We start from the raw sequence: 24,618 nt of genomic DNA, 5'->3' as shown, positions 1-24,618 counted from the left end.
GCTGTATTTATGGCAAATATAGGCATTGATTTCACGAAAAAAAATATCAAAACAGCTTCCGACCAACTACACAAATTGCCGCCACAAGTTCAAAAACATCGACAAAATGCACTATTTATATCCACTCATGCTACGTTTTTAATAGGATTCACCCTTCAAACCCTCACTTTGACAACATTTATTCACTCACACCTAATACCCAAGTTACATTTGCTTTGGGACAAGATGCATCCTGTCTCCTAACATTACAAAATGACCAACCAAAATTACATGAGAACCATTCTTAAATGGGTTCTACCTTTTTGCTTGCTTCTCTTTTCTGCAAATGCAGTGGCGCAATGTGCAGGTACAGATAATACGGTAACCATATGTACTAAAGATGCCGATGAGGCCAATAAGACTTTTGACCTTTTTACGCAATTGGGTGATAATCCTACTCTTGGTGGTTCTTGGTCTACCAACGACCCCGCAAATTTTTACGCACTTGATCGTGATACGGGTATCGTTAACCTTTGGGACGTAAAAAATTCAGGATTTCATGAATTTATCTATACCAATGACTGTGGCGCCTCTACCGAAACCGCAACAATAACCATAATCCTAGGGGGATATCCGGGAGAAGACAATATAGACGGTTCTGCAGATGCCTGTGGCGACGACAATAGCGTAAACCTCCATGGTTATATCGGAGATGAAACGGATGGCAAGTTTCAAGATTTTAATGGCGTTTGGGAAGCTATTACCCCAGAGGCCGCACCATTTCTTTTACTAAACTATTTTGATGCCGAATCTGCTGGAACGGGAACGTATGAATTTACACACACAGTACCTGCAGTTGGCTCTTGCCCCAGTAGACTGGTAACATTATTACTAGAAGTCCAGAGACCAGCGAATCCTGGAATAGGCTCTAATTTAACTTTATGCACCACAGATGACCTATCTGGCTATACCAATTACGATTTAAATAACCTCTTAGAAGACGAAGATATAAATGGTACTTGGTCAGAGGGCCTTGATACTGACCAACTATCTGACCTTACGGACCATCTTATAGATATTGAAGCTATTAGAGACCGTCATACCTATGGCACCTTCTCCTTTACTTATACCGTATACCCATCTCATGCGGTTTGTGACATTAATAGAACAAAAGTAGAAATAACCATTCTTCCCACATTTAGGGGAACAATTACAGCTCCTAACTTTTGTGTAGACCCAGATAAATACTTAGTAGAGATAAGCGATTACGACAACACATTGATCCCGCCCGACAACTATTCCGTAACATACCTATTGACCTCTTCGAACGGGAACTCAGGAGAAACTACCTCACTACTGCTTAACCCAGACCGTACTGGTTCATTTGAAATTGATGCCAATTTGGTTCAAAAGAACGTAACCACAACCTTATCCATAACTTCTTTAGGAGACAAAGTTTGTCCCGATATTCAGGTATCTCCAATTCAATTTATTGCAACAGACCCTATAGCCAAAGTAACGGACACCTGTGAAGGCGAAGAAGTTTCGGTAAGCTTAAGTGATATTTTTGACCCTTCTTTCACCCCTGCCAACGGAATTTATGATGTTAATTATACCATTACCGCTCCAAGTAATACAGAAACAACACACACCGCCAGTGCTATTAATTTTACCGCTGGCAGCGCAACTTTTACCATACCAACCGAGCAAATTACCGAAACAGGTGAATACACCTTTGATTTTGAAGTAGATAATGGATTCCCAATGGAATGCGATATTTCAGATACTGCAATAATCACGGCTATACCGGAAGCTATTCAACTTGACATATCGGTAAACAATTCATGTAACGCCACTGAAATTGATGTAAATGTAAATGCCCCTGCATTATCCGATGGAGAATATATAGTGACTTATGAAGTAGTTTCTCAAGAAACCAATGCCGTATTAATTGATAATAAAATAATCTTTATTGGTGGTACGGCAGACTATCAAATTGATGTGGCTACGCTTGAACAGGGTAATTATACGATTACCGTAAAAAGTACGCAGGATGATACTACACCATGCCGACTACTATTCAACTTTGAGGTAAATGAGAACTTTGCCGTTGAAGGGGTTCCGGCTTTACCGGAAGCCGAAGCTGTCCAAACTATTTGCCTTGCCGCTTTTCCCTCATCAGTACCAACCTTGCAAGATATTGAGGTAAGCGCCACTGGCGAAATGATGTTTTATGACACGGCAACAGATATGGACATTCTTCCAATAGACACAGAACTTATTGACGGTGCAGATTATTTTATATCTAACATAGACCCGTTAAACAATTGCGAAGGTTCAGATAGAATTCAGGTTACGGTATTCCTTTCTGATCCGGAAATGCCAATGTTATTCAACGGAAACCCTACATTTTGTGGTTCAGAAGACCCATCCATAAATGACCTAAGTTCTAGTGTAGCTAGTAGCAACACCATTCTTTGGTTTGGAACGGCAACCGGTGGAACTGCTTTGGATACAACTACTGCACTAATTAACGGAAAGAGTTACTATGCCGGAACAGAGGTTGATGGAAAATGCCAAAGCTCCATGCGTATAGAAATTATCCCCATAGTACATCAACTTGAGCCAGCTACTTTAGAATTTTCTACACTGGCACTTTGCGGATTGGATAATCCTACGGTACAAAACCTGAGGGATGCAGAAAATAATTCCTCTTACGATGTGCTTTGGTACGACACTCCCGCAAACGGTATTCCTCTACAAGAAGATGTTTTATTAATTGCCGGGACTACCTACTATGCAGAAAGCTTCAACCCAGACACGGGTTGTATGAATCCTGAACGAATGGCTATCACTATTGATCTTACAAATTGCGAACCAGAAGAATATGGTTTCTTTATTCCTGATGGGTTTTCACCTAACGGAGATGGTAAAAATGATACTTTCTTTATACCAAACATAGAAATCATCTTTCCTGAATTTACCTTAGAAATTTTAAACAGATACGGAACAAGCCTATTTAAAGGCGACCAAAATAACCCCGCTTGGAACGGAAACAGTGGAAATAGCACTGCCCCCAATGGCGTCTATTTCTACATTATAAAATATAACAAGGAAGGTCACAACCCAGTACAGGGCAGATTATACCTCAACCGCTAAACCATGAAAGAAATAAAACGTTATTTTATTTTTCTAATGTTGGTGTGTGCTGCGGCCCATGGGCAACAAGACCCTCAATACACCCAGTATATGTACAACATGAGCGTTGTAAACCCAGCCTATACAACAAATGAGCTAGGTATGCTCAATTTTGGTGCGCTATATCGTTCACAATGGAAAAACGCAGTAGGTAGTCCTAAGACACTAACTTTCTTTGCCCATGCTCCCATGAGCGATAAAATTGAAATGGGACTTTCTTTTATTACAGATAATATTGGTGATGGGGCGTTAAAAGAAAACAACATCTATGCTGACTTTGCCTACATCCTGAAGTTAGACGATAAGAGCAATCTCTCATTAGGTCTTAAAGGTGGCTTTACCACTTTTGAAACTAACTTTAATGGCTTTATGCTTCCAGAATTTCAAGATGACCCTGCTTTTAACGAAAACCTGAACAGCACGTTCCCCAATGTAGGTGTTGGTGCTTTTTATCACCGTCAGAATTTTTATGCAGGAGTTTCTGCCCCAAACTTACTGACTACAAAACATCTGGAAAACAAAGATGGAATTAATAGAGTTGGTTCTGAGAACATACATCTTTTTCTAACCTCAGGATATGTTTATGAACTGAACTCAGACCTAAAACTAAAACCTTCCGTTCTAGCTAAAATGGTGCAAGGTTCTCCTTTTACGATGGATGTATCACTGAACGCTCTTTTCCTAAATAGATTTGAAGGCGGATTGTCCTATCGTTTGGAAGATTCGGTAAGTGCTATGTTTAATATTGCGGCCACACCAGCTTTACGAATAGGCTACGCTTACGATTACACCTTATCAAACCTAAGCACCTACAGTTCTGGTTCCCACGAAATATTTGTTCTTTTTAATCTCGATCTACTGGGCCTCGGCAAAGGATACGACAAATCACCTAGATTCTACTAAACATGAAAAAATTCCTCTTCATATGGTTTATTCTGGGTATTACGGTATCAACCTTTGCCCAACAAGAACTGAAACGAGCAGACACCTATTTTGAACGTGCGTATTACAGTGATGCTATTCCACTATACGAGCAATTATTGCCACGTAACAAGAGCTCAAAGCTCATAAAAAACCTTGCCGATTCTTACTACCACACTTTTGATATGAAGGCAGCCGCACGTTGGTACGGCTATTTGATTTCTAATTATGGCGAAAATACAGATGAAAGCTATTATTTTAAATTAAATCAATCCTTAAAAGCTATTGGTGAATACGAAAAAGCACAAAAAATACTTATTGATTTTTACGTTGAAAAAGATCAGAACGACAAAGTGATTCAGACTGAAAAGGATTTCAAGTATATTAAAAATGTAAGTGCCATTGGTGAACGTTTTAAAATTGAAAACCTGAACATAAATACCACTACGTCCGAATTTGGCGCGGCCAGAATAGACTCTAACCTGCTGTATAGCGCTTCCCGAAAAAAAACCAAAACTTTACCCAAGCTTTATAGATGGAACAATGAGAATTACCTTGACATATATTCTCACCCTATTGACAAAATAACACAGGGCGATAGCCTTAGCATGCCATTAAGCAGTGCTATTAATTCAAAAATGCACGAGGGTACTTTTACCATTACCAAAGACCGGAAGACAATCTATTTCACGAGAAATAGTAAAAAGAAAACCGAGAAAGATAAAATCAGTAATCTAAAAATATATCGTGCCGAATATGTAGATGGTACTTGGAAAAACATAATTCCTCTACCCTTTAACAGTGATAATTTTTCTACGGAACACCCAGCTTTAAGTCCTGACGAAACAAAACTTTATTTTGCATCAGATCGCGAAGGTAGCTTTGGTTCTTTTGACCTCTATGTTGTAAATATTCAAAAAGACGGTTTCTTTGGAAACCCTCTAAATTTAGGAAAGGAAATAAATACGGATAAGAAAGAGCAATTCCCGTTTCTTGACGAAGATGGCAACTTATACTTTGCCTCCAACGGTCACGCTGGTTTTGGGTTATTAGACCTATTTCTTTCAAAAACGGAAAATGGAAAATTTAAATCCCCAGACAATCTTGGGTTACCTGTAAATAGCGGTTATGACGATTTTTCTTTGTCACTAGACTCTAATACCAATTTAGGTTATTTTTCATCAAATCGTCCTGGAAAAGGGTAGTGATGACATTTATTCGCTCTTGGAAACCAAACCACTTCTTATTGAAGACTGCAAGCAGTTAATTGCGGGAATTCTAACGGATAAAACTACCAAACTTCCTTTAGCCAATGCTACAATAGAACTTCTGGATGCCAGTGGAAAAATGATTGAAAAAATCACCACTTCTGCCAATGCTTCTTATAAATTTCAAATCGCTTGTTCAAACCAATATAAAATCCAAGCTCACAAAGAAGGTTACGAGGATAATTCTAAAATTATTATTTCAGACACCGAAAGAAATGCGACAATAGACGGTTCCCTAACACTGTATTCCGTAAAAGAAAGAGAAGCTTTAAAAGCCAAAGAAGCTCTAGCCAAAAAAGAAGAGAAAGAAAAATTAGCTTATGCCGAAGCCAAAAAGCGAAAAGAATTAGAGAAAGCAAATGAGTTAGAACGCATAAAAAAAGAAAAACAGGTTGCTATAAAGCAAAAAGCCGACCTAGAGAAAAAAGAGCGTGAACGTATTGAAAAAATTGAGGAAGTCATTGCCAATGAAGAGGCCATCGTTAAAGAAAACGAACGCATCATTATAAAAACTGAAGAAATACATTTTGATTACAGTCTTTGGTACGTTAGACGTGAGGCTAGAGAACGCTTAGGAAAAGTTGTTGCTATTATGAAGCAGAACCCAGGTATGATTATTGAAATTGGTACGCATACAGATATCCGAGGTAATGAAAAATACAATCGTGACCTCTCTCAAAAACGTGCGGATTCCGCTAAAGAATTCATGGTTAAAAATGGTATCACGGAAGACCGCATTATTGCTAAAGGATACGGAGAATCTCAACCTATCGTAAAATGTGAAACCGAAGAGAGTTGTTCCGAGGAAGACCATGAATGGAATAGAAGATGTGAAATGGTAGTTGTAAAGTGGCAGTAAGTCTTCTTAAAAAACAAAAGCACTTAGATTCTAATAAACATTAACAACCCAAACCAAGCTTGGCCCCAAATCATAAATTATGGTTTGGGGCTTTTTCATTTCTCTCGCTATTCTTTCTATCTTCGTTATATAAAATTTACACAATGAACCTATCCAACATTACATCCAAAGAAATCATGCCAAGGTTACCACGGTAAACTGGTGCATTCCGAAAAAATGTCGCTTGCTTTTTGGACAGTAGAAGAAGGTGCCATTGTACCCGAACATTCCCACATGAACGAGCAAATAATGCAAGTGTTGGAAGGGCGTTTTGAATTTACACTTAATGGGGATACAAAGGTTTACGAAGTAAATGATATTGTTATCATTCCACCTCATAGTCCGCATAGTGGCAAGGCACTTACTCCATGTAAACTTATGGATGCTTTTAGTCCAGCACGTGAAGAGTACAAATAGAAAACAGAGTTAAACATTCCCCATAAATCTTATATTATGAACATATCATTAAAAGGCAAAAAAGCACTAGTTGGCGGTAGCTCAGGAGGAATAGGAAAAGCCATAGCACAACAATTAGCCGAAAGCGGAGCAAGTGTAACACTCATGTCCCGTAGTGAGGAGAAACTTAAGAAGATAGTAGCAGAACTGCCTACTGACCAAGGTCAGAAACATGGTTACCTAGTGGTTGATTTTGCAGATTTTCATGACTACCGCGAGAAAATTTACAACTATTTCGTTACCAATACGGTTGACATCCTTGTTAATAATACCCAAGGTCCTGCTGCAGGAAGTGCTCTAGAAAAGCAGACTGTAGATTACCAAGAAGCTTTTAATTTACTTTTTAAAACTGTAGCCTACACCACGGAACTCGCCCTAAAACATATGAAAGCCAATAAATGGGGCAGAATCATAAATATAGCTTCTGTATCCGTTAAAGAGCCTCTTTCTTATTTGGCGCTTTCAAATACCATAAGGGCAGCCGTAGTTACCTTGGTAAATCATTGGCCAATGATGTGGGACAATATCAAATAACAGTGAACAGTATTCTAACTGGCTATTTTGATACTGATCGCATCGCGCAACTAAACTCCAAAAAAGCAGAGCAGTTAGGGATTTCAGAAGATGAGGTTCTTGCAGACATGGAGTCTAGAGTTCCTGTTAAGCGTATAGGAGACCCAAAAGAATATGGCTATCTAGTTACCTTTTTAGCTTCAGAAAATGCGGCTTACATTACAGGTACTCAAATACCAATTGACGGCGGACTTTTAAAAAGCTTATAATTATTTATTTACGGTAATTCAGAAATCCTATTCCCTAACCGAGTAGGACCGCTCACTCATTTATAGTTTTTATTGGCATCCATTTTGCTCAGTTTTGTTATATAATTTTATACTATGAAAAGATTATCCCTCATATTCACTGTAATCCTTTTTTCGCAAATGTTACCCGCACAGGATAGCGGAAACTCCTATAAAGCACTTTGGAAAAAGGCACAAAAATTAGAGAGCGAAGAATTGACTAAATCAGCTTTAGAACTGGTGGAGACCATTTCAGCAAAAGCGGAAAAAGAGAACAATTCTGAACAGGTTGTAAAATCGTTACTATTTGTTTCAAAATATGCGATGATCTTGGAGGAAGATGCCCAATTGAACATCATTAATCGCTTTAAAGCAGAAATAGAAAAGGCAGAATTTCCAACAAAAAATATTTTAGAAAGTTATTTAGCCAATCTCCACTGGCAATATTTTCAGCAAAATAGATATCAGTTTTATAACCGGTCTACCACAGAATCTAAAGTAGACAGCGTTGATTTTAGAACTTGGGACCTTACTACATTATTTCATGAAATAGACACCCATTTTCAGGCATCCTTACAAAACAAAAAAGAGCTTCAGCTAACTAATTTACAAGGGTTAGAAGAATTATTAAATCATCAAAAAGGTTCAGAGACCTTCCGCCCTACTCTTTATGACATACTCGCCCACACGGCACTTCAGTTTTATAAAACCAACGAAACCGCTATTACACGCCCAGCCGATAAATATGAAATAAGCGATCCTGAGACCATCTGCGAAGCCTATCAATTTGCGCATCATGACTTAAGTACCAATGATGATACTTCTCTACAAGCCAAAGCACTTAATGTATTCCAAGGGCTGATTCAATTTCATTTTGACGAACCTAAGTTAGAACCTTTGGTAATGGCCGATATTGAACGATTAAACTTCGTTTACCAAAACGCCACTTTTGAAAACAAAGAAACTTATTACGAGGAAACCTTAAAGAATTCTGCCGAACATCTAAAGCACAATCAGATTTCTGCTTTGTATAGTTATGAATTGGCACAACTATACAAAGCACAAGGGCAAACGTACCAACCTGACACGAAAGAAGAGACACGTTGGAAAAGTAAAGAAGCCCTAGCGTTATGTGATGAGATAATTGCCAGATTCCCTGACGGTATGGGAGCGGAAAAATGTAAATCACTCCGTCTACAAATCCTTGCACCAAGTCTTTCGATAATTACCGAGCAACACATTGCTGTAAATCAGCCTTCAAAACTGTTGGTAAACTACAAAAATCTATCCTCATTACAGCTGACTGCCTACGCTGTGAACAACAATAAAATTAAAGAATTAGAACGTCTTTACCCTCCAGAAAAGCAATTGGCTTTTATAGAAAAACTGAAACAGGTTAAAAGTTGGTCGGCTTCGCTTAAAAACGAAAAAGATTATCAACGACATGGTATTGAGATACTTCTCCCAGCTTTAGAAAATGGACAATACATCATCTTAGCTTTCCCTGAAAAGGGTAATAAAGAAAGCTTTGCTTTTAGTCAGATTCAAGTAACTGACATGGCCTTGGTAGAAACCAATGGCAACTCAGAACAACGATACCAAATCATTAACAGAACCACAGGAAAACCTATTTCCGGGGCCGATTTGACCTTTACTTATCTTAAAAATTATAACAAACCCTATCTGACCAAAAAAGAGCGTACAGACAAAATGGGGTTTGTAACCATACCACTAACGACTGAAAATTGGAACGATGTAAAAATTGAAGTTAATCATAATGGCGAGAAAGCTTTCTTTGGAGAGTATTATGTAAACGGAAGACGAAAGACAAACAGCTTGAATAAAGTTTCAAACCAACTTTTTCTGTTTACTGACCGAAGTATTTACAGACCTTATGGTCAGCCGGTATACTTTAAAGGAATCCTCATGGAAACTTCTGAAGAAAAATCGAAGGTAGTGGCCGATGAATCTGTATCCGCAGTTCTTTATGATGTAAATGGCCAAGAAATAACTGAACTTGAATTTACCACAAATGAATTTGGTTCTTTTAACGGTGAGTTTATATTACCAAGTTCCGGACTTACCGGAGAATTTTTTATTGAAGTAGATGCCTTTTCAGGGACTTCCAATAAAACTCAGTATATCTTTGTTGAGGAATACAAACGCCCTAAATTCGAAACCTCTTTTGAACCTGTAAACGAAACCTATAAAGTAAATGATAGCATTACCGTAACAGGCATTGCTTCGGCTTACGCCGGAAGTAAAATTACCGATGCCAAAGTGAGCTACCGTGTAAAAAGAGCCGTCTACTTCCCCCGTTGGTACTACTGGCGCATGCCCTATTATAATCAGATTGCTCAAGAAATAGCCCATGGAGAAACCACCACGGACGCTTCAGGTAATTATGATATCTCATTTAAGGCTTTACCCGATACTAGTCTATCCAAAGAAAACCTACCAACTTTCAACTATGAAGTTACGGCAGATGTAACCGACATCAACGGAGAAACCCATAGTACCACCACCTATGTATCCGTAGGCTATCATTCCGTCATTGCCGATATATCAGTTTCTGAGCAATGGAACAAAGACAAGAATGAGGACAAAATACAAATTTCCACTACCAATCTTAATGGACAGTCTGTGCCTTCTAAAGGGACATTGAAAATGTACAAATTACAGGCTCCAAAACAAGTTCTGCGACAAAGAGCATGGCCTGCACCCGATTACAAAAATTGGAACCAAGAAGAATACAGTAACCTATTTCCTCATGAAGCTTACAACACAGAGGATAATGCTGTTAATTGGGAGAAGGGGAAATTGGTCTGGCAGACGAATTTTGACACTGAAAAATCCAAAAAATTCAACCCAAAAAATTTTAAAAACTGGGTGTCTGGAAAATATATAATAGAACTTGAAACCAAAGATAAGTTTGGACAAGCAGTCATAGAAAAAGCTATAACCACGCTTTTTAGTGACAACGATAAGAAATTACCGGACAACCGCTTGTTTGAAGTCAAAACAAACAAAACCGAGTATAGTGTTGGAGACAAAGTAGAAGTTACTTTTTACTCAAACTCAGAAGACCTTACCGTGACGGTATTTATTGAAAAGGAGCAAAAAATTGTAGATACACATAAGATCCATTTAAATCAAAATTCAAAATCTTTTACGGTTCCGGTAACCGAAAATGATTTGGGTGGTTTTGCCATTAACTACACCTATTCTGCCTATAATTCATTTGATTCAGGAACTATTTCTATTTCCGTTCCCTATCCTGAAACCCAGCTCGAAATTGAAACCACCACTTTTAGAGACAAATTGCAATATAACCGATGAGACTTGGTCGTTTAAAATAAAAGGACCACAAGGTGAAAAAGCTTCGGCAGAGTTATTGGCCAGCATGTACGATGCCTCTCTGGACTCTTTTAAACCACACTATTGGAATTTTCATCCGCTTGCACGACGTAGCTACTATTCCTCTATCTATGCCAACGCACGCACCAGTTTTGGAACAAATTCATTCAGAACGCATCTTAGTAAAGAGAACTATAATTATTCACCTCAGGGGTATGATACGTTTAATTGGTTTGGACTGCATTTTGGTTACATCAATAATTACAGAAATAGCCTAAAAAGAATGGCCAAAAGCGAAGCAGCTCCTATGAGCATGATGGAAAATGATGGCGCTAGTCTGGATGAAGTCGTAATTACATCTTCTAATGTTTCTGAAGAAAGGGAGATGGCCCCTCTAAATCCTGCTGAAGAGAAATCTAACAGTGAGAATGACCCCGAAACGGTACAAATCCGTAAAAACCTTCAAGAAACCGCATTTTTCTTTCCTGAATTACGAACGGACAAGGAAGGTAATGTCTCCTTTAACTTCACTACTCCAGAAGCGCTCACAAAATGGAAATTGCAATTACTTGCTCATACAAAATCTTTGCAAAGTTCCGTAAGAACGCTTGGAACCGTAACACAAAAAGAATTAATGGTGATGCCCAACGCGCCTCGTTTTCTTCGTGAAGGAGATGAAATAACCATTAGCACTAAAATTGCCAACTTAACGGACAAACAATTATCCGGACAAGCTAAACTTATTCTTGTTGATGTTATTTCTGGGAAGGATATTTCAGAACAATTAATTGATTCAAAAAAGCAAAATTCGTTTACAGTAGATTCTTTAGGAAATACCCAAGTTTCGTGGCAATTGAAGATACCTGAAAATCTACAAGCTGTTCAATATACGGTAACAGCAAAAGCAGGGGATTTCAGTGATGGCGAACAAAACGTGCTACCTGTCTTGACTAACCGCATGTTGGTGACAGAAACCCTACCCATGTGGGTGCGGAGTAACCAGACCAAAACATTTGTTCTGGATAAATTAAAAGATAACACCTCAACTACGCTAAAAAATCACAAGCTAACTTTAGAGATTACTTCAAATCCTGCATGGTATGCTGTACAGGCGCTCCCCTATCTTATGGAGTATCCTTATGATTGTAATGAGCAAACGTTTTCCCGATACTACGCCAACAGCTTGGCAAGTCATATTGCAAATTCAAATGAAAGAATAAAAGCTGTATTTGACCAATGGGCGAACTCCGATGCTTTGCTTAGCAATCTTGAAAAGAACGAAGAACTAAAGTCGCTTTTAATCCATAAACCCCTTGGCTCAGAGATGCACAATCTGAAACCGAGCAGAAAAAACGAATTGCCCTGTTGTTCGACTTAAATAAAATGAAGAACGAGGAAACTCGCGCCCTTAATAAGCTAAAAAACAACCAGAAAAATTCGGGCGCATGGGCTTGGTTTAACGGAGGTCCTGATAACAGGTACATTACACAACATATTGTAACAGGTATGGGGCACTTGAAACAACTGAACGTGTCCTCTGTAACTATAGAAAGTAAATCCTCTAATAAAATAATAACCGAAAAAGCTATTGCGTATTTAGACGCGGAGTTTGTTGAGGAATACAAGCAAATGAAGAAGCACGCTTCAAACCTGAATAATGACCATTTGAGCCAAATGCAAATTCATTATTTATATATGCGTAGTTTCTTCAAGGATATAAAAAGCTCAAAGGAAGTCGATAAAATTACGGATTACTATCTTGGTCAAGCTAAAAAATACTGGACCAAAAAAGGACTTTATACAAAGGGAATGTTGGCTTTAACCTTAAATAGAACAGGCGACACTTCAACTCCTAAGAAAATTTTAAAGTCTTTAAAAGAGAATAGTATCGTTTCTGAAGAACTGGGTATGTACTGGAAAGAAAATACAGCTTCATGGTATTGGTATCAGGCACCTATTGAAACACAAGCGCTTTTAATAGAAGCTTTTGGGGAAATTGAAAACGACACAAAAACCGTTGATAACCTTAAAATTTGGCTATTAAAGCATAAGCAGACCAACCAATGGTCTACCACAAAATCTACATCTGAAGCAGTATACGCTTTGTTATTGCAAGGTAGCGATTGGCTTTCAGTGACCGATGCCGTAAAAGTCACTTTAGGAGGTGCTGAAATAAACCCTGAGAAGCTAGAAAATGTAAAAACGGAAGCAGGAACCGGTTATTTTAAAACCTCATGGAACACCAGTGAAATAAAACCGAATATAGCAGAAGTTCAACTGAGCAAAAAAGGTAATGGTATTGCCTGTGGAGCTCTTTACTGGCAATATTTTGAGGATTTAGATAAAATAACATCGGCAAAGACACCTCTTCAAGTCAAGAAAAGTTTGTTCTTAAAAAAGAATACGGATACCGGTGAGAAAATTTCTGAAGTCACTAAAGCAACAGCATTAAAAGTAGGCGACTTAATTCGGGTCCGCATAGAACTCCGTTCTGACCGTGATATGGAATTTGTTCATATGAAAGATATGCGAGCGGCTGGTTTTGAGCCCGTAAATGTAATTTCCAATTACAAATGGCAAGATGGATTGGGCTACTATGAAAGTACAAAGGATGCCAGCACCAATTTCTTTTTTGACTATCTACCTAAAGGTGTCTATATTTTTGAGTATGACTTAAGGGTAAACAACGCTGGTGAATTCAGTAATGGCATCACCACAATCCAAAGCATGTATGCACCGGAGTTTTCAAGTCATTCTGAAGGTGTTCGGGTGGAGGTTGGTGATTAAATACGAAATTTATAGACTCATCCGATCCTTAAAAAGATACGATTGACGCCTAGAAACTTCAATTTCCACATCATTCTTCATGGTTAATTTTAACTTTCCGTTGAACCATGGTATTACATTCTCAATATAGTTGGTGTTAATAATCTGTTGCCTATTCACTCTAAAAAAATTCTGTTCAGGTAGTTTTTCTTCTACTTGATTAAGTGATTTATAAAGCATTGGATTTTGGTCTTCAAAAAAGACACGGGTATAGTTACCTACAATATCAAAATGTGAAATATCCCCGATTTTGACTAACCAACATTTTTCGCCGTCCTTGATAAATATCTGGCTATTTTCCGTTAATTTTTCAGTCTTTGGCTCATTGATTACTTCAGATTTATCTATTTTGGCTCTAACCTTTTCTATAGCCAACGCAAACCGACTTTCGCTTATCGGTTTTAATAAGTAATCTAACGCATTATACTCAAAAGATTTTATTGCATACTCATCATAAGCGGTTGTAAATACCGTGACAGGTACCTCATCTAGCATTTCCAATAGCTCAAAACCGTCTTTTTCTGGCATGTTTATATCCAGAAGCAAAAGATCCGGATTTGTCTTTTTAATAAGCTCTACTCCATCATCTACATTTTCTGCCTCGCCCACTAATTCTATTTCGGAATGGTCTTTCAATAATTCTTTCAGTTCGTTTCTTGCCAATCTTGAGTCTTCAACTATTACTGCTTTAATCTTTGTCATTCTAATGGAATTTTTATGCTTGCAACAACTCCACCCTCTATCTCTTGTAATAAAAAAGAAGCCCTTTGACCATAAAGGAGGCGCAGTCGTTGCCGAATATTTTTTAACCCTAGTTGTGTAGAGTCCTTTGCTATTTTTAATTCCCCCGTATTGGCTACGGTTATAAATAAATTCTCATCGTCTTTTGCAACTTTCAACGCTATGGTGCCCCCTTCTTTGAGATTGGCAATCCCGTGTTTAGCGGCATTCTCTATCAACAACTGAATTATCATGGGAGGTATTGGAATTTGTAATGCTTCTTCATTGATTTTTTCAACATATTGCAACCGCTCTTCCATTTGTATTTTTGAAAGCGCTATATAGTTTTCTACCATTTCCAACTCTTCGCATAATGGAATAGCATCCACAGTGTTTTTGGCAAACGCATATTCCAACATTTCCGATAGTTTGGAAATCATTTCTTGCGATTTACCCACATCTTCAAGCATCAATCCACGGACATTATTTATACTATTGAATAAAAAGTGTGGATTTACTTGACCTTTTAAAGTGTTGAGTTGGGCTTCACGTAGAGTGGCATTTAATTCAAGATTTTTTAAGTGATTTTTATTTTGTTCAATTATAAACTTAATAGTAAAATACGCTATTGTCCATAAAAAGATCATTACGAAAACACTAGTGGCAACCTCAAAGAAACCATCATGATCTGAGATAAATTCAAGCTCAAAAGGAGTTTTAGTCCATATACTATCATAAATTATATTTGTTAACTCTGATAATGAATAATATAGTCCGCAACATCCAAAAAAAGCAAAGGTAAAACGTACAATACTTTGCTTATCAAAAACCTCAAAATCAATATTATTCTTTAAATAAATTCTATATAAAGAAGTTGCTATAATACCCGCTAAACCACCTGTTATGGCAAAATAATACTGAAAAGAACTACTAAAGCCATCCATAAAAAAAATGGTTAGTTGCCCAACATACCAACCAATAATTTGTAAGGTGTAAAAAAAGAATGCTTTATTTCTAGGAGTTAGCGTCATATTACAAAACTTCTAATTTAATACTCTCGCTGGGAATTTCCACCTCTATCTTTTTCTGCAGGGTATCTACACTAAGCTTACTACTGTTATTGAATAATAAAATCAATCGTTGATTCATTTTCTTTTTTACAAAGTCATTCTCGGTAATATCTATTCCTTCTCCATTTACCTGAACCGAAATTTTTAGGGCACCATCCACTTTTACTATATCTAATACCATTGTAGCACTAAATGACCGCTCTGGCAGATTATTACCCAAAAAGAATTCTACAATATTTAAAAGTAACATGGGAGGCACTTCTAATTCTGACAATTCCAGTTCATCTTTACAACTAAAGTTTAGCGATTCAGGAAACTCTATTTGATATAATTCTATATACTTTTTAGTGGCCTCTATTTCTTCGATTAACGGAATAACTTGTACATTTTGTTTGGTAAGTGAATAGCGTAATAATTCAGATAATTCAGTGAGCAAGCTTCTGGACCGTTTCACATCTATTGCCATGAGTGCTTTTATTCGGTTTAACACTTGAACTATAAAAACACTACTGACATGCCCTTGTAAAGTATTAAGTTGCTCGCCTTTAATTTTTTCCCGCAGCCTTAATCTTTCAATTCTATTTAAATTATTCCTGATTAGTGATTTAATTATAAAATAAAGTATTGACCAAATAACAAAAAGTGTAATCCCGAAAATAAGTATAGCCGCTTCCCCACCTATTTGAATTTCGAACTCATCACTTTCTGCCTTTACAAAAACTCCTGCTTTTTCTTCAGTGACAGGCTCCTGTTTATGTTCGTAATCGGAGCTATTCCTCTTGTATAAAGACCCTATTCCTGAGGATAGTAAGGTCCAAATTATAGCACTCAATAAACCAAAAGCACATATCTTTAGAATATTTCTAAAGGTTATTTTGTTATTGGTATATTTTTTTAAAAACCACCTGTATAGTCCCGAAGAAAATATACCTACTATAAAAACTAGGACTGTTACTTTTACAATGGAGATTAGCGACGTTTCATCCTCATCTATAGCAATTGCAAAAACTAGCAATGAACCCCAACCAATACATTGTAATGTCCAAAACAAATGTTTTCCTAAAAACCTTAAAATTCTCATATTAATTCGTGAAGATGGTTTTACGCGTTAAAGTGTAATAAATTACATAACCCCAACCTAGAAAACCATGAAGCAGAACAAGGTGAAAAGAATTTCTTTTTTCTAAAGAGGCCACTAATGCAAGAAGATTACCAAAAATTAATCCACTCTTTAAATAAAAATCTATCCATACCCGAAGTGAATAACCTACTTCTTTCCCTGCATTATAAGCAGAAAAATCCGCACCTTTACCATCTGCTACACCGTGTAAAAAACCAAAATGGGCAATTGCACTAATTACAAGAAAGAATATTATTACACCTATTATTATTAGGACCGCCAAACCAAAATTTTTATAATTTTTAGTTTGTTGTGATATGTTTTTATTCTTGTTCATCTGAAAATTAACAATAATCTGATTTTAATTAAACTTGTTTTTGCTTCAAGTGCTTAAGTGAATTTCAAATATAGGTGTTTTGAATCATGTGGTTGTAATGTAGTTGCCTTCTCATTTAAGAACTAACTCGGTTAGCAATTCAATTAAAAATTTCGTTATGATTAGCATTCTCAATTAGTTAAATTATGGTGCCATTTGTTATAAACCGGCTTACGACTCTTTAGGAACTTTAAGGTCAATATTAAAAAACATCCATATAGTTAAGGTGCCATAATTGCTGCCAACCCTAGTCCTATACAAATCCCCACAGTAATTATTAAACTGACTTTAAGAAACAAATGAACGTGATCTGATGCAGTTCTTTCTTTTTCAAGTTTTTGCATAACGTTATTTTTATAAATAGACATTCCTACAGAACTAGGATGAGAAAAACTTAGATAAGGTCTCAACTTGTATTCGTTAATTCCAATGTTGAATACGTGGTCTCTTCCAAATAAAGAAAATCCTTTTGAAACTTCTTTATTATTTACTAATACAGATTCTATTCCAAAAAGGGAATTATAAAATTCAACAGTTCTATCCTCGATTATATATTTTGAATATCTCATAACAAAATGATTTTATGGTTATTTATAAAAATACAGGTACACTTTTTTTGAAAATTAGGCCTAAAAAGGAGTCCCCGAAAACTCCTTTTCACATTGACCGAACACCTTAAAGTAATTCAATAAATGCCACGACATCTGATGCATTACTCAATTTTGCACAGTCTAAGGCTGTCATTCCTATTTTTGATTTTTCAGATAAATCTGCACCTTTTGAAACTAACAATTCAACTAGCTCTACATTATTATATCTTGCCGCATACATTACAGCAGTCATGCCCATAGTTTTTTCCTTTGCCTCAACGTCTGAACCTAGCTCTAAAAACTTTTTAACCGTTTCATAATCATTGTTTACTACGGCTAAACTTAAAGGAGATACATTAGTTGTAGTTGCTTTAATTGAACGTACTGCATTGTCCGAAGGATTGTTGTTTGCGTTTGCACTATTAATCATTACACTAAAAAGAATTCCGAAGGCAATTATTGATTTTCTCATATTATTAAGTTTTAATTTTGATTGTTATATTTATTTAAACACGCGTATAGTTTCTAAAAATCTGACTTAAAAAGGAGTCCTCGTAAACTCATTTCTCAATTAGTCAACCTATACTAAAAAGATTCAATAAATGCCACGGCATCTGATGCATTACTCAATTTTGCATAGTCTAACGCTGTCATTCCCATTTTTGATTTTTCAGATAAATCAGCACCTTTTGAAACTAACAATTCAACTAGCTCTACATTATTATATCTTGCCGCATACATTACAGCAGTCATACCCATAGTTTTTTCCTTTGCCTCAACGTCTGAACCTAGCTCTAAAAACTTTTTAACCGTTTCATAATCATTGTTTACTACCGCTAAACTCAAAGGAGATACATTAGTTGTAGTTGCTTTAATTGAACGTATTCCTTTGTCTGAAGGGTTATTGTTTGCGCTTGCACTATTAATCACTACACTAAAAAGAATTCCGAATGCGATTGCTGATTTTCTCATAATATTAAATTTTAATTGTTATTGATTTGTTATTTATTTCTGATGTAAAAGTAATACACACTTGTAGGTACAGAAACGAGTTTATGACAAACGGTAATTTCCGTAACTCCAACGGCAGTAAGACTTAACGGATTATGGCGAACGGTAAATATTGCTATCTGAATGGTAAAAGTGAAGAATTAGACTACTAAACAAGTAGTTTATACAAGACTTTTTGACTACTTACCCAAAGGAGTCTATGTCTTTAAATATGACTTAAGGGTAAACAACGCTGGTGAATTCAGTAATGGTATCACCACAATCCAAAGCATGTATGCACCAGAGTTTTCAAGTCATTCTAAAGGTGTTCGGGTGGAGATTGGCAACTAGGATGTATATTGTAGAAAGGAGCGTCTACAAACTAACTGTAGGCCAAATTAATTTGTAGATAATAACACCCAGAATAAAACCGGTGCCTAGACCACAAAGAATAACGATTAGAATCATCTGATTAGATGATTTCTGTGATAATATATTAACCAAAGAGATTGGCGAACCATTTTTACGGATTTCAAACCTATTTAACTTCTCGCCTTTGGAAGTCTCTCGTTGCGCAATCCAATATCTATTTTCACCAATAGTGAAGGTATGTTCTGTACCTACTTCAGTTATTTTTTTAGAAACAGTTCTACCGTCCAATAGAATTTTTTCTTTTCCAAAGATTGTGTGAACCACTTCAATTTTATGGTTATCAATATAATAAAGCGCTAGCTTTAGCATTGGGGACATTTGTGTTAAAGTTCAAGATAGGGGGTAGAAAAATATCCTTTATAACATAAAATCTAACCATTCTATATGGAGAACGAATAAGACCTAATTGTTTTTAAAGAATATTCGAAAATATGGAATAATATAGTATCAACACAAGAAATATTAAAATACTACTAAACCATTCCTTCTAAAACATAAACAGTCTATCGTTCTATTTTTTAGGAGGATATTTTGAAAAAACTTTCGCAGCCAGTGCATGTAGTTTTTCCTCCCGTGCTTCAGGAGATACATTTTCTTTAAAATTACTTTGACCTTGACCTTGCCAAAAGAGTTCATCCTTTTTGGCATCAACAAAATCAAACCGGATTTCGCGTTCCAGTTTTGGTTGTCCTACTGGTATACCTACGGAAACCCCACCGCCAACACTTCGGCCTGTACCACCAACTCCCAAACCAACGGTGTTGTTACTTGCTACTTCAAAAGATTCACTATCTATATTGATAAAAAAATCAGGGTCTTCTGAAAAACGAATACCTTTAGCTTGCATTTCAGCATTAACGGCATGCAACAAACGTTTGGTATCAAGCTCGCTAAGGCCTGTATTCATATCAGGGTAATAATTGTAAGTACTGTAATTGGTGAAATCGGTTCCCTTATCATAATCATAGTTCACCCTAATCGTATTGCACGAGGCCAAACACAAAACCAACACCAAAGTAAATACATTCTTCATAGTCTCGTTTTAAAGTAAATTTAAGGTATTATAATCGGGTCGAATTTAACAACCAACCAGTCCCTCCTAACTATTCAACATAGCCCAAAGTTTATCTTTCAATTCCATTATACCCTGCTGCGCTACAGAAGAAATAAATAAATACGGTGTGCTATCCAAATCTTTATCTAGTTCTACGCGCATTTCATCCATAAGCTCCTGATCTAACATATCGCTTTTAGAAATGGCTATTAAACGTTCCTTATCTAACAATTCAGGATTATATCTTCTTAGCTCGCCAAGTAAAATTTGATACTCTTTACCAATATCTTTACTATCCGCAGGTATTAAAAATAAGAGAGTAGAATTACGCTCTATATGTCTTAAGAAGTAATGACCTAATCCTTTTCCTTCTGCAGCACCTTCTATAATCCCATAATATCTGCCATTACGAAACTCTGAAAATTCCGATGCTCTACAATACCTAAGTTGGGTTTCAGGGTTGTAAATTCGTAAGCGGCAATCTTTGGTTTTGCTGATGTAATAACCGATAATAATGTAGATTTACCAGCATTAGGAAAGCCTACAAGACCAACATCTGCCAATAATTTTAATTCAAGAATAACTTCTACTTCCTGTCCGGGAACACCAACTGGGCATATCTTGGAGTTTGATTGGTACTGGTCTTAAAATGCCAGTTACCTCTACCACCCATTCCGCCTTCTGCCAAAATACGTTCTTCGCCGTGTTCCGTAATTTCGAATAACACTTCTGCCGTTTCTGAATCCTTTACTACAGTACCTAACGGTACATCTAAATATACATCTTCGCCATCTGCACCAGAACTACGGGATTTACTACCGTGTCCGCCGTGACCTGACTTAAAGTGCTTTTTAAACTTAAAAGTTACAAGCGTCCATAAATTATTATTTCCGCGTAAGATAATATGACCTCCACGACCGCCATCTCCACCATCGGGACCTCCTTTGGTAATGAACTTTTCCCTATGCAAATGCACAGAGCCTTTTCCTCCTTTACCAGATTCCGCATTAATCCTAACGTAGTCTACAAAATTACCCTCAGTCATAAAATATTCTCAATTATATATTGACGACAGTCAACATTTGCGCAAAAATACGCATTTCGCATGAAGCTTAAACAAGCTATGCATTTAGAAGTTAGCCTTATAAAGCCAAAAAGAGAGTTGAAACATGCCTAATCATCTGTTTAGACCTGTTCAACTCTCCTTAATATACTATTGGAAACCGAAAGAGAACTAAAGCTCCTCGATAACCTTAGCCAAACGATGTGTTATTTCATCTATGGCGCCAATACCATTTACACTATGGAATTTATTCTGTGCCTCATAAAAATCTTTTAAAGGCGCTGTTTTCTGATTATACTCATCAAAACGATTACGTATTTTAGATTCGTCCTGATCATCGCTACGACCGCTAACCTTACCTCTTTCCAACAAACGCTGAATAAGAACTTCGTCATTTGCTTCTAAAGCGATAGTTGCATCTATTTTCATCTCTTTTGTGCTTAAGAAAGCGTCTAAAGCTTTCGCCTGAGCAGTTGTACGAGGAAAACCGTCAAAAATAAATCCGCTTGCATCTGGGTTTTTCTCAACCGCATCCTGCAACATCTTTATAGTTACTTCATCAGGAACCAAATCGCCACGATCAATGTATGATTTAGCCAATTGTCCCAGCTCAGTATCGTTTTTCATATTATAACGAAAAAGATCTCCTGTAGAAATGTGTTTCAGGTTGTACTTATCCTTTAAAAAATCAGCTTGGGTTCCTTTTCCGGCACCCGGTTTCCCGAAAAGCACGAGATTAATCATATGTTTTTGGTTTAATTGGTAAACTCCCTTAAGATTTCGGCCTAACTCATTATAATCTAGACCGTATCCCACAATAAATTTATCAGGTATATCAATACCTACGTAATCAATGGTATACTCACCATTGTATATTTCAGACTTATAAAAAAGGCTTGCAACCTTAAATTCCTTAACGTTAGCCTTTGAGAAAAGATGTATTAATTTTTTAAGCGTACGGCCCGTATCTATTATATCTTCAAGAATAATAACACTACGGCCTTCTATATCCTCCGAAACATCTAAGAGGGTTTCTACTATGCCTGTAGAAGTCAAACCTTGATAGGAACTTAATTTCACAAAAGAAACTTCGCAAGGGTGTTGATATTCCTTCAGAAAGTCTGATACGAACATAAACGACCCATTAAGAACCCCCACAAAAATTGGTGTTTCATCCTTATAATCAGCGGCAACTTGATCGGCAACTTTTTTTACGGCTGCTTTTATTTGCGCTTCGCTCAAGAACGGCTTAAAATGTTTATCGTGTAGCTTTATCACATCGCATTTTTAAAGAACGGCTAATATACTACTTTGATTTTGCTTTTTTAAGCACACGCCTTGCGTTTTAAGAATTCGATGTATTTTTGCATCAGTTCAAAATCAATTGCATGTCTAAAGATAATTCATCGGAGTACTTTTCTTCACAGTTTAAATTGGGAATTTTAGGCGGTGGCCAGCTTGGTAAAATGCTCCTTTACGAAACTCGTAAATTTGATATTCACACCGTAGTTATGGACTCTTCGCCAGAAGCTCCTTCAAAAATAGCATGCAATGAATTTATACTAGGCGACCTGATGGATTTTGATGCCGTATACAATTTAGGGAAGCAAGTAGATGTGCTTACCATTGAAATTGAAAACGTAAATGTGGATGCCTTAGAAAAACTGGAAGATGAAGGTCTAAAGGTTTTTCCACAAACCAAAGCTCTTAGAATCATCCAGAACAAAGCAAAACAGAAGCTTTTTTATGTGGATAACAACATACCAACAGCAGATTTTCAAAGATTTTCCTATAAAAGTGAAATAATAGATAGTATCTCAAACGGAGCTTTAGACTTCCCTTTTATTTGGAAAGCAGCACAATTTGGTTACGACGGACAAGGGGTAAAAGTTGTCCGTAAGATTGAAGATTTAAACGAACTTCCTGCAGGTGAATGTATTGCCGAAAAGATGATCGACTTTAAAAATGAACTTGCCGTTATAGTTACCCGTAGCGTAAGTGGTGAAGTAAGAACTTATCCCGTGGTAGAAATGGAATTTCACCCGGAAGCCAATCAAGTAGAATATGTTATCTGTCCTGCTAGAGTTAGTGATGCCATTGCCCAAAAAGCACAAGAAATAGCTTTAAAGGTTTCAGAGAAAATACAGCATGTTGGCCTTTTGGCCGTAGAACTTTTCCAGACTAAAGATGACCAAATTATAGTTAACGAAGTTGCTCCAAGACCCCATAACAGTGGCCATTATAGTATTGAGGCAAGTTACACCAACCAGTTTGAGCAACATCTTCGTGCCATTTTAGACCTTCCATTAGGTGATACTAAAAGTAAGGTTGCCGGTATTATGGTAAATTTAGTGGGTGCCGAAGGCCATATAGGAGAGGTTGTCTATGAAAATATGTCCAAAATTTTAGGAATGGAAGGAGTAACTCCTCATATTTACGGCAAAAAACAAACCCGTCCTTTTAGAAAAATGGGTCATGTAACTATAGTAAACGAATCTATTTCCGAAGCTCGCAAAATTGCGCAGCAAGTGAAGGAAACTATTAAAGTGATAAGCAAATAATCATATGAGTAAAGTAGCAGTAGTAATGGGTAGCACTAGCGATATGCCCGTAATGCAAGACGCCATAGACATTTTAAAGGGATTTGATATTGAGGTTGATGTAGATATCGTATCAGCTCACAGAACTCCTGAAAAACTTTTTGATTTCAGTAAAAATGCACATACCAATGGCTACGCCGTTATTATTGCCGGTGCCGGTGGTGCAGCTCACCTTCCTGGAATGGTAGCATCTATGTCTCCTTTACCAGTAATTGGTGTTCCCGTAAAAAGTAGCAATTCTATAGATGGTTGGGATTCTATCTTATCCATTCTTCAAATGCCCGGTGGCGTTCCCGTAGCTACGGTAGCCCTGAACGGAGCAAAAAATGCCGGTATATTAGCGGCACAGATTATAGGAAGCTCGGACAAATGTGTTCTTGATAAGATTATTCTATATAAAGAAGGCCTAAAACAAAAAGTAATAGAGGGTGCAAAATCCGTCAGTGGCAAAAAGTAATATAACGGTCATCAAAAATTACAATTCATGAATTACCCTTCACTTATAGGTTTTATAATTGGTGTGTTGGCTATTATTGTCCTAGCTTTTATTGAGCGAAGAATCAATAATCCTTATTTAAAAAGTCTCTGGAGAAGCGCTTTATTCTTCTTCTCTATGTATGTGTTGATACTTGTTCTGGTTTTCTTTCGTTGGAAATACTATGAAATGCAACTAAGCACTTTTGACCTTAATGCAGATGGCAGCATAGGCCTTAAGGAATATACAGACCAATACAGATTTGTTAGAGATAAAGTAATGAGCGGAGCCGACCGGAACTTTGCTTTTGTAACCGGAGCTGCATTATCTTTTCTTTTAGCTGGCCTTGCACTCATACTAGACCTTATTAATACTTGGATAAAGTCTAAGAACAACCCCATACAATCTTAAACCTAAAAAAACTT

Annotated in this window: 21 protein-coding genes and 3 pseudogenes; 13 read left to right on the top strand and 11 right to left on the bottom strand. The window is 36.9% G+C overall.

What is annotated here, in order from left to right; genetic code table 11:
- Positions 1 to 270 precede the first annotated feature (270 nt).
- The 9 genes and pseudogenes from Q5W13_RS12325 (at position 271) to Q5W13_RS25030 (ending at position 13,664) form a co-directional block, all read left to right on the top strand.
- Positions 271 to 3,138 carry a T9SS type B sorting domain-containing protein gene (locus Q5W13_RS12325; protein ID WP_304443194.1) on the top strand — a complete coding sequence of 956 codons (2,868 nt, stop codon included), beginning with the start codon at positions 271 to 273 and terminating at the stop codon, positions 3,136 to 3,138.
- Positions 3,139 to 3,141: 3 nt separating this feature from the next.
- Complete coding sequence (locus Q5W13_RS12320; RefSeq protein WP_304443193.1) at positions 3,142 to 4,080, top strand: PorP/SprF family type IX secretion system membrane protein; 939 nt, start codon at positions 3,142 to 3,144, stop codon at positions 4,078 to 4,080.
- Between the two features lie 2 nt (positions 4,081 to 4,082).
- The gene (locus Q5W13_RS12315) at positions 4,083 to 5,303 is read left to right on the top strand and encodes a hypothetical protein (RefSeq protein WP_304443192.1); all 1,221 of its coding nucleotides are present in this window, start codon (positions 4,083 to 4,085) and stop codon (positions 5,301 to 5,303) included.
- 19 nt (positions 5,304 to 5,322) lie between these two features.
- The gene (locus Q5W13_RS12310) at positions 5,323 to 6,225 is read left to right on the top strand and encodes an OmpA family protein (protein WP_304443191.1); all 903 of its coding nucleotides are present in this window, start codon (positions 5,323 to 5,325) and stop codon (positions 6,223 to 6,225) included.
- 216 nt (positions 6,226 to 6,441) lie between these two features.
- Positions 6,442 to 6,681 carry a cupin domain-containing protein gene (locus tag Q5W13_RS12305; protein WP_304443190.1) on the top strand — a complete coding sequence of 80 codons (240 nt, stop codon included), beginning with the start codon at positions 6,442 to 6,444 and terminating at the stop codon, positions 6,679 to 6,681.
- Between the two features lie 36 nt (positions 6,682 to 6,717).
- Positions 6,718 to 7,502: pseudogene (locus Q5W13_RS12300) on the top strand (SDR family oxidoreductase).
- A 114-nt stretch (positions 7,503 to 7,616) separates the two neighbouring features.
- Positions 7,617 to 10,859: an MG2 domain-containing protein gene (locus tag Q5W13_RS25040; RefSeq protein ID WP_368662240.1), complete on the top strand. Its 3,243-nt coding sequence runs from the start codon at positions 7,617 to 7,619 to the stop codon at positions 10,857 to 10,859.
- Positions 10,816 to 12,255, top strand: coding sequence for an alpha-2-macroglobulin family protein (locus Q5W13_RS25035; RefSeq protein ID WP_368662239.1), 1,440 nt, complete (start codon positions 10,816 to 10,818; stop codon positions 12,253 to 12,255). The genes Q5W13_RS25040 and Q5W13_RS25035 overlap by 44 nt, the downstream gene beginning before the upstream one ends.
- Before the next feature lie 5 nt (positions 12,256 to 12,260).
- The gene (locus Q5W13_RS25030; RefSeq protein ID WP_368662238.1) at positions 12,261 to 13,664 is read left to right on the top strand and encodes an alpha-2-macroglobulin family protein; all 1,404 of its coding nucleotides are present in this window, start codon (positions 12,261 to 12,263) and stop codon (positions 13,662 to 13,664) included.
- Between the two features lie 9 nt (positions 13,665 to 13,673).
- On the opposite strand, the gene Q5W13_RS12290 is transcribed toward Q5W13_RS25030, so the two are convergent.
- From Q5W13_RS12290 to Q5W13_RS12260, 7 genes are all read right to left on the bottom strand, one after another.
- Positions 13,674 to 14,405 carry a LytR/AlgR family response regulator transcription factor gene (locus Q5W13_RS12290; protein WP_304443189.1) on the bottom strand — a complete coding sequence of 244 codons (732 nt, stop codon included), beginning with the start codon at positions 14,403 to 14,405 and terminating at the stop codon, positions 13,674 to 13,676.
- The gene (locus Q5W13_RS12285) at positions 14,402 to 15,454 is read right to left on the bottom strand and encodes a sensor histidine kinase (RefSeq protein ID WP_304443188.1); all 1,053 of its coding nucleotides are present in this window, start codon (positions 15,452 to 15,454) and stop codon (positions 14,402 to 14,404) included. The genes Q5W13_RS12290 and Q5W13_RS12285 overlap by 4 nt, the downstream gene beginning before the upstream one ends.
- Before the next feature lies 1 nt (position 15,455).
- The gene (locus Q5W13_RS12280; protein ID WP_304443187.1) at positions 15,456 to 16,544 is read right to left on the bottom strand and encodes a histidine kinase; all 1,089 of its coding nucleotides are present in this window, start codon (positions 16,542 to 16,544) and stop codon (positions 15,456 to 15,458) included.
- A 31-nt stretch (positions 16,545 to 16,575) separates the two neighbouring features.
- Positions 16,576 to 16,896: a hypothetical protein gene (locus Q5W13_RS12275; protein WP_304443186.1), complete on the bottom strand. Its 321-nt coding sequence runs from the start codon at positions 16,894 to 16,896 to the stop codon at positions 16,576 to 16,578.
- A 314-nt stretch (positions 16,897 to 17,210) separates the two neighbouring features.
- A complete protein-coding gene (locus Q5W13_RS12270) occupies positions 17,211 to 17,558 on the bottom strand; it encodes a hypothetical protein (protein ID WP_304443185.1) in 348 nt (115 codons plus the stop codon).
- A gap of 106 nt (positions 17,559 to 17,664) precedes the next feature.
- Positions 17,665 to 18,051, bottom strand: coding sequence for an ankyrin repeat domain-containing protein (locus Q5W13_RS12265; RefSeq protein WP_304443184.1), 387 nt, complete (start codon positions 18,049 to 18,051; stop codon positions 17,665 to 17,667).
- Positions 18,052 to 18,164: 113 nt separating this feature from the next.
- Positions 18,165 to 18,551 (bottom strand): ankyrin repeat domain-containing protein, encoded by a 387-nt coding sequence (locus tag Q5W13_RS12260; RefSeq protein ID WP_304443183.1) that lies wholly within the window; start codon positions 18,549 to 18,551, stop codon positions 18,165 to 18,167.
- Between the two features lie 213 nt (positions 18,552 to 18,764).
- Between Q5W13_RS12260 and Q5W13_RS25025 the strand changes: the two are divergent.
- Positions 18,765 to 18,920: pseudogene (locus Q5W13_RS25025) on the top strand (alpha-2-macroglobulin family protein); the annotation flags it as partial.
- A 24-nt stretch (positions 18,921 to 18,944) separates the two neighbouring features.
- Here Q5W13_RS25025 and Q5W13_RS12255 read toward each other — a convergent pair.
- The 4 genes and pseudogenes from Q5W13_RS12255 to Q5W13_RS12240 form a co-directional block, all read right to left on the bottom strand.
- Positions 18,945 to 19,310: a hypothetical protein gene (locus Q5W13_RS12255; RefSeq protein ID WP_304443182.1), complete on the bottom strand. Its 366-nt coding sequence runs from the start codon at positions 19,308 to 19,310 to the stop codon at positions 18,945 to 18,947.
- A gap of 202 nt (positions 19,311 to 19,512) precedes the next feature.
- Positions 19,513 to 20,034, bottom strand: a complete 522-nt coding sequence (locus tag Q5W13_RS12250; protein ID WP_155594724.1) for a DUF4136 domain-containing protein — start codon at positions 20,032 to 20,034, stop codon at positions 19,513 to 19,515.
- 66 nt (positions 20,035 to 20,100) lie between these two features.
- A pseudogene (gene obgE / locus Q5W13_RS12245) lies at positions 20,101 to 21,100 on the bottom strand (GTPase ObgE).
- A gap of 189 nt (positions 21,101 to 21,289) precedes the next feature.
- Positions 21,290 to 22,396, bottom strand: coding sequence for an adenylate kinase (locus tag Q5W13_RS12240; protein ID WP_304443181.1), 1,107 nt, complete (start codon positions 22,394 to 22,396; stop codon positions 21,290 to 21,292).
- A 110-nt stretch (positions 22,397 to 22,506) separates the two neighbouring features.
- Here Q5W13_RS12240 and Q5W13_RS12235 point away from each other — a divergent pair, with 110 nt between their 5' ends.
- From Q5W13_RS12235 to Q5W13_RS12225, 3 genes are read left to right on the top strand one after another with little or no spacing between them, the layout of a single operon-like run.
- Positions 22,507 to 23,679, top strand: coding sequence for a 5-(carboxyamino)imidazole ribonucleotide synthase (locus tag Q5W13_RS12235; RefSeq protein WP_304443180.1), 1,173 nt, complete (start codon positions 22,507 to 22,509; stop codon positions 23,677 to 23,679).
- A gap of 4 nt (positions 23,680 to 23,683) precedes the next feature.
- Positions 23,684 to 24,175 (top strand): 5-(carboxyamino)imidazole ribonucleotide mutase, encoded by a 492-nt coding sequence (purE, locus tag Q5W13_RS12230; protein ID WP_155594727.1) that lies wholly within the window; start codon positions 23,684 to 23,686, stop codon positions 24,173 to 24,175.
- A gap of 27 nt (positions 24,176 to 24,202) precedes the next feature.
- Complete coding sequence (locus Q5W13_RS12225) at positions 24,203 to 24,604, top strand: hypothetical protein (protein WP_155594728.1); 402 nt, start codon at positions 24,203 to 24,205, stop codon at positions 24,602 to 24,604.
- The last annotated feature ends 14 nt before the right edge of the window (positions 24,605 to 24,618 follow it).

Source organism: Zobellia laminariae (genome assembly GCF_030553095.1).
GTDB classification, from domain to species: domain Bacteria; phylum Bacteroidota; class Bacteroidia; order Flavobacteriales; family Flavobacteriaceae; genus Zobellia; species Zobellia laminariae.
The sequence above is the reverse complement of the archived record's forward strand: the minus strand, read 5'-3'. Positions and strand labels throughout refer to the sequence as shown.